This window comes from Xylophilus sp. ASV27, assembly GCF_016428875.1.
In the GTDB taxonomy this organism is placed as follows: domain Bacteria; phylum Pseudomonadota; class Gammaproteobacteria; order Burkholderiales; family Burkholderiaceae_C; genus Xylophilus.
Genome location: NZ_JAELTO010000052.1, coordinates 1 through 12,284 on the forward strand (window position 1 = coordinate 1; position 12,284 = coordinate 12,284).

At 71.6% G+C, this 12,284-nt stretch carries 10 protein-coding genes; 6 read left to right on the plus strand and 4 right to left on the minus strand.

Translation table 11 applies throughout. The features are described 5' to 3' along the window. Positions 1 to 58 precede the first annotated feature (58 nt). From JHD63_RS12390 to JHD63_RS12410, 5 genes are all read left to right on the plus strand, one after another. Positions 59 to 1,450: a GspE/PulE family protein gene (locus JHD63_RS12390; protein WP_198971050.1), complete on the plus strand. Its 1,392-nt coding sequence runs from the start codon at positions 59 to 61 to the stop codon at positions 1,448 to 1,450. A gap of 47 nt (positions 1,451 to 1,497) precedes the next feature. After that, entirely contained in the window at positions 1,498 to 2,514 is a 1,017-nt protein-coding gene (locus tag JHD63_RS12395) for an LLM class flavin-dependent oxidoreductase (RefSeq protein WP_198971051.1), read from the plus strand. A 145-nt stretch (positions 2,515 to 2,659) separates the two neighbouring features. Next, complete coding sequence (gene gspF, locus JHD63_RS12400) at positions 2,660 to 3,874, plus strand: type II secretion system inner membrane protein GspF (RefSeq protein ID WP_198971052.1); 1,215 nt, start codon at positions 2,660 to 2,662, stop codon at positions 3,872 to 3,874. A 148-nt stretch (positions 3,875 to 4,022) separates the two neighbouring features. After that, positions 4,023 to 5,003, plus strand: a complete 981-nt coding sequence (locus JHD63_RS12405) for a 5'-nucleotidase (RefSeq protein ID WP_198971053.1) — start codon at positions 4,023 to 4,025, stop codon at positions 5,001 to 5,003. 105 nt (positions 5,004 to 5,108) lie between these two features. After that, on the plus strand, positions 5,109 to 5,462 hold the full coding sequence (locus tag JHD63_RS12410) for an EF-hand domain-containing protein (protein WP_198971054.1): 354 nt from the start codon (positions 5,109 to 5,111) through the stop codon (positions 5,460 to 5,462). A gap of 3 nt (positions 5,463 to 5,465) precedes the next feature. Here JHD63_RS12410 and JHD63_RS12415 read toward each other — a convergent pair whose 3' ends face one another. The 4 genes from JHD63_RS12415 to JHD63_RS12430 form a co-directional block, all read right to left on the minus strand. Continuing rightward, on the minus strand, positions 5,466 to 5,930 hold the full coding sequence (locus JHD63_RS12415) for a hypothetical protein (protein ID WP_198971055.1): 465 nt from the start codon (positions 5,928 to 5,930) through the stop codon (positions 5,466 to 5,468). A gap of 231 nt (positions 5,931 to 6,161) precedes the next feature. Then, on the minus strand, positions 6,162 to 6,848 hold the full coding sequence (queC, locus tag JHD63_RS12420; protein WP_198971056.1) for a 7-cyano-7-deazaguanine synthase QueC: 687 nt from the start codon (positions 6,846 to 6,848) through the stop codon (positions 6,162 to 6,164). Positions 6,849 to 6,939: 91 nt separating this feature from the next. After that, a complete protein-coding gene (locus tag JHD63_RS12425) occupies positions 6,940 to 7,410 on the minus strand; it encodes a cyanophycin metabolism-associated DUF1854 family protein (RefSeq protein WP_198971057.1) in 471 nt (156 codons plus the stop codon). Positions 7,411 to 7,589: 179 nt separating this feature from the next. Continuing rightward, positions 7,590 to 9,845: a cyanophycin metabolism-associated ABC transporter gene (locus JHD63_RS12430; protein WP_198971058.1), complete on the minus strand. Its 2,256-nt coding sequence runs from the start codon at positions 9,843 to 9,845 to the stop codon at positions 7,590 to 7,592. A 166-nt stretch (positions 9,846 to 10,011) separates the two neighbouring features. Between JHD63_RS12430 and JHD63_RS12435 the strand changes: the two genes are divergently transcribed. Beyond that, complete coding sequence (locus JHD63_RS12435; RefSeq protein ID WP_198971059.1) at positions 10,012 to 12,249, plus strand: cyanophycin synthetase; 2,238 nt, start codon at positions 10,012 to 10,014, stop codon at positions 12,247 to 12,249. Positions 12,250 to 12,284: the final 35 nt, after the last annotated feature.

The following is a 12,284-nucleotide window of genomic DNA, read 5'->3' on the forward strand; positions in this document are numbered from 1 at the left end:
CCCCCCCCCCCCCCCCCCCCCCCCCCCCCCCCCCCCCCCCCCCCCCCCCCCTTTTTAGATGTGTATAAGAGACAGGCCCTATGCCTTCGCCCGCACCCACCAGCTGCTGCTGGAGGACGACGGCGAGCGCCTGACGCTGTGGCACGGCGCCGCGCCCGACGCCACGGCGCTGGGCGAGGTGCTGCGCAAGCATGCGGTCGCGTCGCTGCAGCGCCTGGACAACGCGGCGCTGGCGCAGCGCATCAGCGCGGCCTATGCGCAGGGCGAGTCGAGCGCGGCCACCGTGGTCAGCGAGGTCGAGAGCGATGCCGACCTCTCGCGCATGATGCAGGAGCTGCCGGCCATCGAGGACCTGCTGGAGACCTCGGACGACGCGCCGATCATCCGCATGCTCAACGCGCTGCTGACGCAGGCCGCGCGCGACGGCGCCAGCGACATCCACATCGAGCCCTACGAGCGCCACAGCAGCGTGCGCTTCCGCGTCGACGGCGCGCTGCGCGAGGTGGTCAGCCCCAACCGCGCGCTGCACGCGGCGCTGATCTCGCGGCTGAAGATCATGGCCGACCTCGACATCTCCGAGAAGCGGCTGCCGCAGGACGGCCGCATCTCGCTGCGCATCGGCACGCGCGCGGTGGACGTGCGCGTCTCCACCATCCCCTGCGCGCACGGCGAGCGCGCGGTGCTGCGCCTGCTCGACAAGAGCGAGGGCAAGCTCAGCCTGGAGTCGGTCGGCATGCTGGGCGAGGTGCTGTCGCGCTTCGAGCGGCTGATCAAGCAGCCGCACGGCATCATCCTGGTGACCGGGCCCACCGGCTCGGGCAAGACCACCACGCTGTACGCCTCGCTGGCGCGGCTCGATGCCACGCGCAACAACATCATGACGGTGGAAGACCCGATCGAGTACGAACTGCCCGGCGTCGGCCAGACCCAGGTCAACGGCAAGATCGAGCTGACCTTCGCCCGCGCGCTGCGCGCCATCCTGCGGCAGGACCCGGACATCGTCATGATCGGCGAGATCCGCGACTTCGAGACCGCGCAGATCGCCATCCAGGCCTCGCTCACCGGCCACCTGGTGCTGGCCACGCTGCACACCAACGACGCGGCCAGCGCCATCACGCGCCTGACCGACATGGGCGTGGAGCCTTTCCTGCTCAGCAGCTCGCTGCTGGGCGTGCTGGCACAGCGGCTGGTGCGCAAGTACTGCTCGGTGTGCCATGGCGCGGGCTGCGAGAGCTGCGGCCGCACCGGCTACCAGGGGCGCACCGGCGTGTTCGAGCTGCTGGTGGTGGACGACGCCATCCGCCCGCTGATCCACAACCAGACCGCCGAGGCCACGATCCGCGAGACCGCCCAGGCCGCCGGCATGACGCTGATGCGCGAGGACGGCGAGCGGTTGGTCGCCGAGGGCGTGACCAGCATGGAAGAGGTGCTGCGGGTCACGCGGGACTGAGACTCCCGCGCCTGCAAGGGGAAATGCCCCCCGCGCACAATCGGGGCATGTCCGCCCTCTCCCGCACCGCCTTCTCCATGCTCGACCTGGTTGCCGTCCGCGAGGGCGGCAGCGTGGCCGACGCGCTCGCCATCGCCCTGAAGACCGCGCGCCGCGCCGAGGCGCTCGGCTTCAAGCGCTACTGGCTGGCCGAGCACCACAACATGGAGGGCATCGCCAGCTCCGCCACCGCGGTGCTGGTGGGCTACGTCGCCGGCGGCACGCAGCGCATCCGCGTCGGCTCGGGCGGCGTCATGCTGCCCAACCATGCGCCGCTGGTGGTGGCCGAGGCCTTCGGCACGCTGGCCGAGCTGTACCCGGGCCGCATCGACCTGGGCCTGGGCCGCGCGCCCGGCACCGACCCGGCCACCATGCGCGCGCTGCGGCGCGATCGCACCGAGTCGGTGGAAGACTTCCCGGCCGACGTGCTGGAACTGCAGCGCCTGCTGGCGCCGCCCGCGCCCGGCCAGCGCCTGATCGCCACGCCCGGCGCCGGCACGCAGGTGCCGATCTGGCTGCTCGGATCGAGCCTGTTCAGCGCCCAGCTTGCGGCCGAGCGCGGCCTGCCCTACGCCTTCGCCTCGCACTTCGCGCCGCGCCTGCTGCTGCAGGCCATCGAGCTGTACCGTGCGCGATTCCGGCCCTCGGCCACGCTGGCCGCGCCCTACGTGACCATCGGCGTGCCGATGATCGCCGCGCCCACCGACGCCGAGGCGCAGTTCCTCGCCAGCAGCACCTACCAGCGCGTGCTGGGCATCCTGACCGGCCAGCGCGGCAAGCTGCGCCCGCCGGTGGAAGGCTTCATGCAGCGGCTGCAGCCGCAGGAGCGCGCCGCCATCGCGGACTTCCTCGCCATCGCCGTGATCGGCGGGCCCGACACGGTGCGCCAGGGCCTGGAATCGCTGGTCGAGCAGACCGGGGCCGATGAGCTGATGTTCGTCAGCGACGTGTTCGACCCGGCGCTGCGCCTGCGCTCGCTGGAGATCGCGGCGCAGGTGCGCGCGGCCCCGTTGGCGGCCGCCTGAAAGCTATCAAATAGATAGCTTATAGCCCAGTATCCACAAGGGCTACAGGCGCTTTTCACTCAAAACCCAGGCGCACACGCCGGGCCCTTCACGGCGCTGGCCGATAATCCGCCCAGCGCCGCGCCCCTGCGGCCATCTGCACCGCATGCCCGCCTATTCCTTCGAAGCCCTCGACGCCCAAGGCCAGTCCCGCAAAGGGGTGCTGGAGGCCGACACGGCGCGCGCGGCGCGCAGCATGCTGCGCTCGCAGTCGCTGGTGCCGCTGGCGGTCGAGCCGGTGGCCGCGGGCGCCGGCGGCGGCGTGGCGCGGCCCTTCGGCCGGCGCGTGTTCAACGGCACCGGCCTGGCGATCTGGACGCGCCAGCTCGCCGGGCTGGTCGGCTCCGGACTGCCGCTGGAGCGCGCGCTGACCGCGCTGGCCGATGAAGCCGAGCAGGACCGCGAGCGCCACCTGGTGGCCGCGCTGCGCGCCGAGGTCAACGCCGGCTCCAGCTTCGCGCAGGCGCTGTCGCAGCACGGGCGCGAGTTCTCGGCCATCTACGTCGCCGTGATCGGCGCGGGCGAGCAGACCGGCAACCTGGGCCTGGTGCTGGAGCGCCTGGCCGACGACCTGGAGGAGCGCCAGGCGCTGCGCGCCAAGCTGATCGGCGCGGCGCTGTACCCGGCCATCGTCACGCTGGTGGCGATCGCCATCGTGCTGTTCCTGGTCAGCTACGTGGTGCCGCAGGTGGCGAGCGTGTTCGCCGGCACCAAGCACGCGCTGCCCTTCCTCACCGTGGCGATGCTGGCGGTGAGCGACGCGGTGCGCCACTACGGCTGGGCCATGCTGCTGGCGCTGGTGCTGGCCGTGGCCGGCGCGCGGCTGGCCTACCGCAACCCGGCGCTGCGCCGGCGCATCGACGCGGCCTGGCTGAGGCTGCCCATCGTCGGCCGGCTGGCGCGCGGCTACAACGCGGCGCGCTTTGCCAGCACCCTGGCCATGCTGGCCGCCGCCGGCGTGCCGATCCTGCGCGCGCTGCAGGCCGCGGCCGAGACGCTGCAGAACAGCGCCATGCGCGCCGATGCGCTCGACGCGCTGGTGCTGGTGCGCGAGGGCGCGCCGCTGGCCTCGGCCATGGCGCAGAAGAAGCGCTTCCCGGGGCTGGTGTCGATGTTCGCGCGCCTGGGCGAGCAGACCGGCCAGTTGCCGCTGATGCTGCAGCGCGCCGCGACCCAGCTGGCCGCCGAGGTGCAGCGCCGCGCCGTGGCGCTGGCCACGCTGCTGGAGCCGCTGCTGATCGTGACCATGGGGCTGGTGGTGATGCTGATCGTGCTGGCGGTGCTGCTGCCGATCATCCAGCTCAACCAGTTCGTGAAATGACGCCCGCCGCCAGGCTGCGCGCCGCGCGTCTTCGCCTCCCTCCTTCCGGGGGCGCATCCTGCGGCCCGGCGGAGCCCGATCCGCGGATGCCTGCGCTGGGCTCGCCCCGCGGCCTTCGGTGGTGCGCCCCTTCCGGAGATTTCTGCCTATGCCGGTAACCCTGGATGACAAGCTGGTCGTGGCGATCTCCTCGCGCGCGCTGTTCAACCTCGAAGAGGAAAACCGGCTGTTCGACGCGGGCGACGAGAAGGCCTACATGCGCCTGCAGTACGAGCGCCTGGACGTGCCCGCCCGGCCCGGCGTGGCGTTCTCGCTGGTGAAGAAGCTGCTGGCCTTCAACGACGACGGCGTCAAGCGGGTCGAGGTGGTGATGCTCTCGCGCAATGACCCGGTCAGCGGCATGCGCATCTTCCGCTCCAGCAAGGCCAACCGCCTGCAACTGGAGCGCGGCGTGTTCACCCAGGGCCGCGCGCCCTTCGGCTACCTGCGGGCGCTGGGCGCGCACCTGTTCCTCTCGGCCAACGAAAAGGACGTGCGCGACGCGCTGGCGCTGGGCTTCCCGGCGGCGCGGGTGCTGACCGAATCGGCCCAGGCCGGCCACAACAACCCGAACGAGGTGCGCATCGCCTTCGACGGCGACGCCGTGCTGTTCAGCGACGAGGCCGAGCAGATCTTCCAGTCCGAGGGCCTGCCCGCCTTCCTGCAGCACGAGATCGACAAGGCCTCGGTCCCGCTGCCCGACGGCCCGTTCAAGCCGCTGCTGGCCGCCCTGCACCGGCTGCAGAAGGCCGGCACGCCGCACATGCGCATCCGCACCGCCCTGGTCACCGCCCGCAGCGCGCCGGCGCACGAGCGCGCCATCTTCACCCTGATGGACTGGAACATCGCGGTGGACGAGGCGATGTTCCTCGGCGGCCTGGACAAAGGCGGCTTCCTGCGCGAGTTCGAGCCCGACTTCTTCTTCGACGACCAGACCGGCCACGTCGCCGCCGCGGCGCGCCACGTGCCGGCCGGGCATGTGACGCATGGCGTGTCCAACCCGGCCGCGGGCGTGCCGGAGCCGGAGGTCTTGAAGGAAATCGGGCCGAAGCCCAGTCAGAACAAGGGCATCATGCTACTAAAAAAGTAGCAAACTCCGCGCCGGCACGCCGCTTTGCGGAAGCGTTACCCGGCACGGCGCGCTTCTGTGCCACGATGCCGGATCTCCCTGCCTCCACGGATTCCCGCAACCGACATGCCCCTCATCCCCACTTCCCTGCGTTTGCACGCCCTGCTGCTCACCGCGCTCGCCGCCGCCGGGCCGGTGGCCGCACAGGCCCCGGCCATCCTGCCCCAGCCCGACCCTGCCGCCCAGGCGAGCAAGGGCGAGGCGCTGGCGGCCCAGCAGTTCAAGTGGCTGGACCTGGATGGCGACGGCTACCTCAGCAAGCCGGAAGTCGCCCTGTTCCCGAGATTGCGCGACGCCTTCGACGAGGCCGACACCAACCACGACGGCAAGGTGAGCTTCGAGGAGATCCGCGCCCAGGCCGCGCGGCAGCGCGCGGAGCGCGCCAGCCGGCGCGCGGCGGAGCCGGCACCCGCAAAGTAGCCGCTACAGGCCCGAGCGCGGCGGGCTGCGCCTGACCTTGCTCGGGTCGGCGTAGACCACCGGCGCGGCGTTGGCACTGCCGGTGCCCAGCAGGCTTTCCTGGTTGGCCTTGCGCTGCTGCTCCTCGGCGATGTCGACGATCAGGGCGCTGGCGCGCCACAGCGACTGGATCTGCTCGAACAATTGCTTGCCGATCGGCTCCTTGGGCGGCTCCTCGGGCTCCTTGGCGGTTTCCTTCTGGCGCACCGTGGTCCAGTCGCGGTTGGGCGTCTCGGCCGAGGACGAAGGGCTGTTGTCCGGGCTGCGCGCGCCCTGCGGCGCGCCGATGAAGTCCCGGGCCTTGCCGGGATCGGCCTGCGTGACGCCTGCGCGCAGAGCGGCTCCGGCGCTGCCGTCAGCGCCGGACACGGCGACACCCGCCGCCTGAGGCGGGCGATAGGGGGCGAGGTCTGCGGGTGGTATCTGCATGGCGCGTACTCCGGCGAAGGGTGGGCACGGCGGAATCAGGAACGCCGTATCGTTGCTATCGACCTGCGGCCGACAATCTTTAAGGTTTTTTTACGCGCCGAATACATTGGGGTCACAAAAGGCCGCACGGCGGGCCATGCGCGGACGTCCGCGGAACCGGCGCCGCCGGTCCGCAGGATGTGTCCCCCGCAAGGGGGAAGGCGAAGACGCGAAGCGCGCGGCCTGGGGGTGCTACCTGTTCCTCCAGCCGTTGGCCCGGAGCTCGCAGGCCGCGCACGTTCCGCAGCCGTAGCCCCAGGGGTGGCGCTGGCTGCGGTCGCCCAGGTAGCAGGTGTGGCTGTGCTCCACGATCAGGTCCACCAGCCGGGCGCCGCCCAGGCGCTCGGCCATGCGCCAGGTCTCGGCCTTGTCGATCCACATCAGCGGCGTCTCGACCCGCAGGCGCCGGTCCATGCCGAGCGACAGGGCGACCTGCATGGCCTTCATGGTGTCGTCGCGGCAGTCGGGGTAGCCGGAGTAGTCGGTCTCGCAGACGCCGGTCACCAGCACGTCCAGCCCGCGCCGGTAGGCCAGCGCCGCCGCCAGGGTCAGGAACAGCAGGTTGCGCCCGGGCACGAAGGTGTTGGGCAGGCCGCTGGCCTCCATCTGGAAGGCGGTGTCGCGGGTCAGCGAGGTGTCGCTGATCTGGCCGAGGATGCCGACGTCCAGCACATGGTCGTCGCCCAGGCGCGCGTGCCATTCGGGAAAGTCGTGGCGCAGCACGCGCAGCACGTCCAGCCGCGCGTCGAGTTCGACGCGGTGGCGCTGGCCGTAGTCGAAGCCGACGGTCTCCACCCGCGGGTAGCGGGCCAGCGCGTCGGCCAGGCAGGTGGTGGAATCCTGGCCGCCGGAGAACAGGACGAGGGCGGAGCGGGGCATGGCAGCGTTTCTTCAGGTTCGGGCAGACAACGGTTTGCTACCAAATATATAGCACAAAACCCAGATGATATATGGGCTTCAGCCGCTTTTTCTATAGAAAACGGTCCAGCATGCGGCGCGAGGCGCGGTCCAGCGCGAAGCGGTCGCGGATGCGGAAGTGCACGCCGTCGCCGCTCAGCACCAGCAGGCCGTTGTCGGGCAGGCGGCGCAGGTCGTCCTCGGACTTGAGCATGAGGCGTGCCGGGCCGCGGTCGGTTTCGACGTCCCACAGGCTGGGCGTGGCGTAGGTGGAGACGGCCACCAGGCGCTGGATCTCGGGCATGAGTTCGCGGCTGGCCAGCGCCTGCCCGACCAGCGCGCGCGCCTCGGGCGGCAGGAGTTCCAGGCGCTCGATCCAGGCGCGCTCGCGGCCGTCCTCGACGCCGACCAGCGACAGGCATTCGTCCGGCGCGCCCAGCGGGAAGGCGCGCACCGGCACGACGGCGGTGGTGCCGGCGGCGTCGGTGAGCAGCAGGCGGCCGAAGGCGTCGCACGCCAGGGTGAAGTCGATGGCAACGTTCATATCAGTTATCCATGAGTGCTCACGCGCGACCCGCGGCGCATGAGACACAAAGGCACAAACGGCCGCGGAGCAGGCCAAGCCAGGACATCCGCTGAACCGACTTTGCGGGGCCGCAGGATGCGCCCCCTCGCAGGGGGTTGGCGAAGACGCGAAGCGCGCAGCCTGGGGGTGCTTTCATTTCAGGATCCTCCGGCCGGGTGGGCGGAATGCAGCTCGGGAGGCGGCGGCAGCTCGCGCTCTTCCAGGTCGTCCGCGTCGACGCGGCGCACCTGCGCCTGGTAGAGCCGCCAGTAGGCGCCCTGCCGGGCCATGAGCTCGTCGTGCGGGCCGACCTCGACCACCTCGCCGCGGTCCATCACCACCAGGCGGTCGGCCTTGCGCAGGGTGGACAGGCGGTGCGCGATGGCGATGGTGGTGCGGCCCTGCACCAGGTTGTCGAGCGCGCGCTGGATTTCCTTCTCGGTCTCGGTGTCCACGGCCGAGGTGGCCTCGTCCAGGATCAGGATGCGCGGGTCGATCAGCAGCGCGCGCGCGATGCTGATGCGCTGGCGCTCGCCGCCCGAGAGGCCCTGGCCGCGCTCGCCGACCATCGAGTCGTAGCCCAGCGGCAGGCGCAGGATGAAGTCGTGCGCATGGGCGGCGCGCGCGGCGGCGACGACCTCGGCGCGGCTGGCCCCCGGCCGGCCATAGGCGATGTTCTCGGCGATGGTGCCGAAGAACAGGAAGGGCTCCTGCAGCACCAGGCCGATGTGGCGCCGGTAGTCGGCCAGGCGCAGGCGGCGGATGTCCACGCCGTCGACCTCGATCGCGCCGTCGCTGACGTCGTAGAAGCGGCTGATCAGGTTCACCAGCGTGCTCTTGCCCGAGCCGCTGTGGCCGACCAGGCCGATCATCTCGCCCGGGCGGATGTCCAGGTCGAGCCCGCGGATAACGGCGCGGCTGCCGTAGCGAAAGCCCACGTTGCGCAGGCGGATGGCGCCCTGCGTGGTGGGCAGCGGCACCGGGTGGGCGGGCTCGGGCACGTTGGAGACGTGGTCCAGGATGTCGAAGATGCGCTTGGCGCCGGCCGCGGCCTTCTGCGTGACCGAGACGATGCGGCTCATCGAGTCCAGCCGGAGGTAGAAGCGGCCGATGTAGGCCAGGAAGGCGGTCAGCACGCCGACCGTGATGCGCTGGTGCGCCACCAGCCAGATGCCGAAGCCCCAGACGATCAGCAGGCCGATCTCGGTCAGCAGCGTGACGGTGGGCGTGAACAGCGACCAGGTGCGGTTGATGCGGTCGTTCACCTCCAGGTTGCGCTGGTTGGCCGCCTTGAAGCGCTGGCCCTCGCGCTTTTCCTGGGCGAAGGCCTTGACCACGCGGATGCCGGGGATGGTGTCGGCCAGCACGTTGGTGACCTCGGAGAAGGCGCGGTCGACCTTCTCGAAGCCGGTGCGCAGGCGGTCGCGCACCACGTGGATCATCCAGGCGATCAGCGGCAGCGGCAGCAGGGTGGCCAGCGCCAGCCAGGGGTTGATCGAGAACAGGATGGCCGCGGTCATCAGCATCATCAGCACGTCGGTGGCGAAATCGAGCGCGTGCAGCGACAGGAAGACGTTGATGCGGTCGGTCTCCGCGCCGATGCGCGCCATCAGGTCGCCGGTGCGCTTGCTGCCGAAGTACTCCAGCGACAGTTGCAGCAGGTGCTCGAAGGTGGCCGTGCGCAGGTCCGCGCCGATGCGCTCGGACACCAGCGCCAGCAGGTAGGTGCGCGCCCAGCTCAGGCCCCAGCCGACCAGCGCCGAGCCCAGCAGCGCGCCCAGGTACAGGGCCACGCGGCGCGGGGCGATCTCCTGGCCGTTCTGGAACGGGATCAGCACGTCGTCCATGAGCGGGATGGTCAGGTAGGGCGGCACCAGCGTGGCCGCGGTCGAGGCCAGCGTGAGCAGGAAGCCCGCCAGCAGCCGCCAGCGGTACGGCCGCGCGAAGCGCCACAGGCGCAGCAGCACCCAGGTGGAGGGTGGCGTGGCCTCGACGTCGTCCTCCGGCTCCACCGGGTCTTGCGCGACGGCGGCGGGCGCCGCGCCGGACTGCAGCGCCTCGAAGCGCTCGGCCAGTTCCAGCGCCTGCGGGTGCAGGCCCATGGTGAAGCGCCAGAAGGCCAGCCGGCCCTGCGCGTCCACCAGCTCCAGCGCGCCGACGCCGCCATGGTCGGCCACACGCAGCGCCAGGCCCGGGTGCAGCGCCCACGCCTGCCATTGCCGGCCGCCGTCCGCGGCGGCCAGCAGGCGCCTGTCGGTCAGCACCAGCCGGCCGGGGGCAAAGCGCAGGGCGGCATCGAGGTCAACCGGAACGCTGGCCAGCACGTTCTCATCATTCGCGACCTGTTCCAGCGTACCGTTCAGGAACTGGCCGGACCTCAGGGGGGAAGCATCGACGGGATCAGGATTTTGCATTTTTCAAGTGGTCGCGTGCGGTCCGCTGCGGCGGCCGGCGCAGCGCGCCGACAGGCGATTTTCACCCAATCCCCACAGCCTCCCGCATGGCCTTGCCAACACCCCGGTCCATGTTGCAGTGCAGCACCTCAGAATTGCCATGTTGACCATCCCCGCCCATAGTCCCATGCACCCCAAGAACGACATCCGCATCCTGCGCGTCAACTACCTGCACGGCTCCAACATCTGGACCTACCGCGAAGTCCTGGAGGTCTGGCTGGAGCTGGGCGAGCTGGAGCAGTTCCCCTCCCACACCCTGCCCGGCTTCAACCAGCGGCTGACCACCTGGCTGCCGGCCCTGATCGAGCACACCTGCGGCGTGGGCGAGCGCGGCGGCTTCCTGCAGCGGCTCGAAGGCGGCACCTGGATGGGGCACGTGCTGGAGCACGTGATCATCGAGCTGCTGAACCTGGCCGGCATGCCGACCACCTTCGGCCAGACCCGCGAGACCACCACCAGCGGCACCTACCGCATGGTGTTCCGCGCGCAGGACGAGGCCACCGCCCGCGTGGCGCTGGCCGAGGGCCTGGCCCTGCTCATGGCCGCGATCAATGACCGGCCCTTCGACGTGCCGGCCGCCGTGGCGCGGGTGCGCACGCAGATCGACGAATCCTTCCTCGGCCCCAGCACCGACTGCATCGTCAGCGCCGCGGCCGACCGCAAGATCCCGCACATCCGCCTCAATGGCGGCAACCTGGTGCAGCTGGGCTACGGCTGCCGCCAGCGCCGCATCTGGACGGCCGAGACCGACCGCACCAGCGCCATCGGCGAGAGCATCGCCGCCGACAAGGACCTGACCAAGTCGCTGCTGGCCTCCTGCGGCGTGCCGGTGCCCGAGGGCGAGCTGGTGGACAGCGCCGCGGCCGCCTGGGAGGCGGCGGTGGAGATCGGCCTGCCGGTGGTGGTCAAGCCCTCGGACGGCAACCACGCGCGCGGCGTGACGCTGGACCTGCGCGAGCAGGCCGACGTCGAGGCCGCCTTCACCCTGGCCGAGCGCGAGGGCAGCGGCGTGATCGTCGAGCGCTACATCGAGGGCGCCGAGCACCGCCTGCTGGTGGTCGGCGGCAAGGTGGTGGCGGCCACGCGCGGCGAGCCGGTGCACGTCACCGGCGACGGCGTCTCCACCGTGGCGGCGCTGATCGACTCGCAGATGAACACCGACCCGCGCCGCGGCTGGGAGCACCAGTTCCCGCTGACCACCATCGACGTGGCCGACGGCGCGGTGCAACTCGAACTGCGCCGCCAGGGCCTGGCGCCCGAAAGCGTGCCCGAGGCCGGCCGCAAGGTCACGGTGCAGCGCACCGGCAACATGTCGATCGACTGCACCGAGGACGTGCACCCCGAGGTGGCGCACGCGGTCGCGCTGGCCGCGCGCGTGGTCGGGCTGGACATCGCCGGCATCGACCTGGTGGCGCGCGACGTGCGCCAGCCGCTGCAGGCGCAGGGCGGCGCCATCGTCGAGGTCAACGCCGGCCCGGGCCTGCTGATGCACCTGAAGCCGACCCAGGGCCAGCCGCGCCCGGTCGGCCGCGCCATCTGCGACCACCTGTTCGCCGAGGGCGACAACGGCCGCATCCCGCTGGTGGGCCTGTGCGGCAGCCGGCACAACGCGGCCATCGGCCGGCTCGTGGCCTGGCTCTGCCACCTGGACGGGCGCCGCACCGGCCTGGCCTGCAAGGACGGCCTGTTCCTCGACCGCCGCCGCGTGGACGCCGCCGACGGCACCCACTGGCAGGCCGGCGAGCGCCTGCTGATCAACAGCACGGTGCAGGTGGCCGTGATCCAGAACCCGCCCGCGGCGATCCTGCGCGACGGCCTGCCCTACGACCGCTGCCAGGTCGGCGTGGTGACCGACTTCGACGGCATCGAACAACTGGCCTATTTCGACGTGCACACCACCGAGCACATGCACAAAGTGCTGCGCACCCAGGTGGACGTGGTGCTGCCCGAAGGCGCGGCCGTGCTCAACGCCGAGGTGCCCGAGGTGGCCGCGCTGGCGCCGCTGTGCGACGGCGAAGTGATCTTCTACGCCTGCGACCCGGCCGCGCCGGCCCTGGTGGCGCACTGCGCGGGCGGCGGCCGTGCCGTGGTGCTGCGCCATGGCCGCGTGGCCCTGGTGGCCGACGGCCAGGACGTGCCGCTGTCCGGCCTGGGCCCCCTGGAAGCCTGGCGCATGCGCCACGGCGCCCTGCCCGACGAAGCCCTGCTGGCCGCCGTGGCCACCGCCTGGGCCCTGGGCGTGGCGCCGCAACTGATCGGCGCCGGCCTGCAGGCGTTCGAAGACGAGCCCGGCCTGCCGCTGGTGCCCGCCGCCACCGTCCCCACCGCCCCCACCTCCCCCGCCACCACCGCAGCGCTGGCCTGATCGGACCAGCCCCATGCCCAGACCCCACACTTCAC

Coding starts and splice junctions, on each gene's coding strand:
- JHD63_RS12390 (WP_198971050.1), top strand. CDS start 59: ATGTGTATAAGAGACAGGCCCTATGCCTTCGCCCGCACCCACCAGCTG.
- JHD63_RS12395 (WP_198971051.1), top strand. CDS start 1,498: ATGTCCGCCCTCTCCCGCACCGCCTTCTCCATGCTCGACCTGGTTGCC.
- gspF (WP_198971052.1), top strand. CDS start 2,660: ATGCCCGCCTATTCCTTCGAAGCCCTCGACGCCCAAGGCCAGTCCCGC.
- JHD63_RS12405 (WP_198971053.1), top strand. CDS start 4,023: ATGCCGGTAACCCTGGATGACAAGCTGGTCGTGGCGATCTCCTCGCGC.
- JHD63_RS12410 (WP_198971054.1), top strand. CDS start 5,109: ATGCCCCTCATCCCCACTTCCCTGCGTTTGCACGCCCTGCTGCTCACC.
- JHD63_RS12415 (WP_198971055.1), bottom strand. CDS start 5,930: ATGCAGATACCACCCGCAGACCTCGCCCCCTATCGCCCGCCTCAGGCG.
- queC (WP_198971056.1), bottom strand. CDS start 6,848: ATGCCCCGCTCCGCCCTCGTCCTGTTCTCCGGCGGCCAGGATTCCACC.
- JHD63_RS12425 (WP_198971057.1), bottom strand. CDS start 7,410: ATGAACGTTGCCATCGACTTCACCCTGGCGTGCGACGCCTTCGGCCGC.
- JHD63_RS12430 (WP_198971058.1), bottom strand. CDS start 9,845: ATGCAAAATCCTGATCCCGTCGATGCTTCCCCCCTGAGGTCCGGCCAG.
- JHD63_RS12435 (WP_198971059.1), top strand. CDS start 10,012: ATGCACCCCAAGAACGACATCCGCATCCTGCGCGTCAACTACCTGCAC.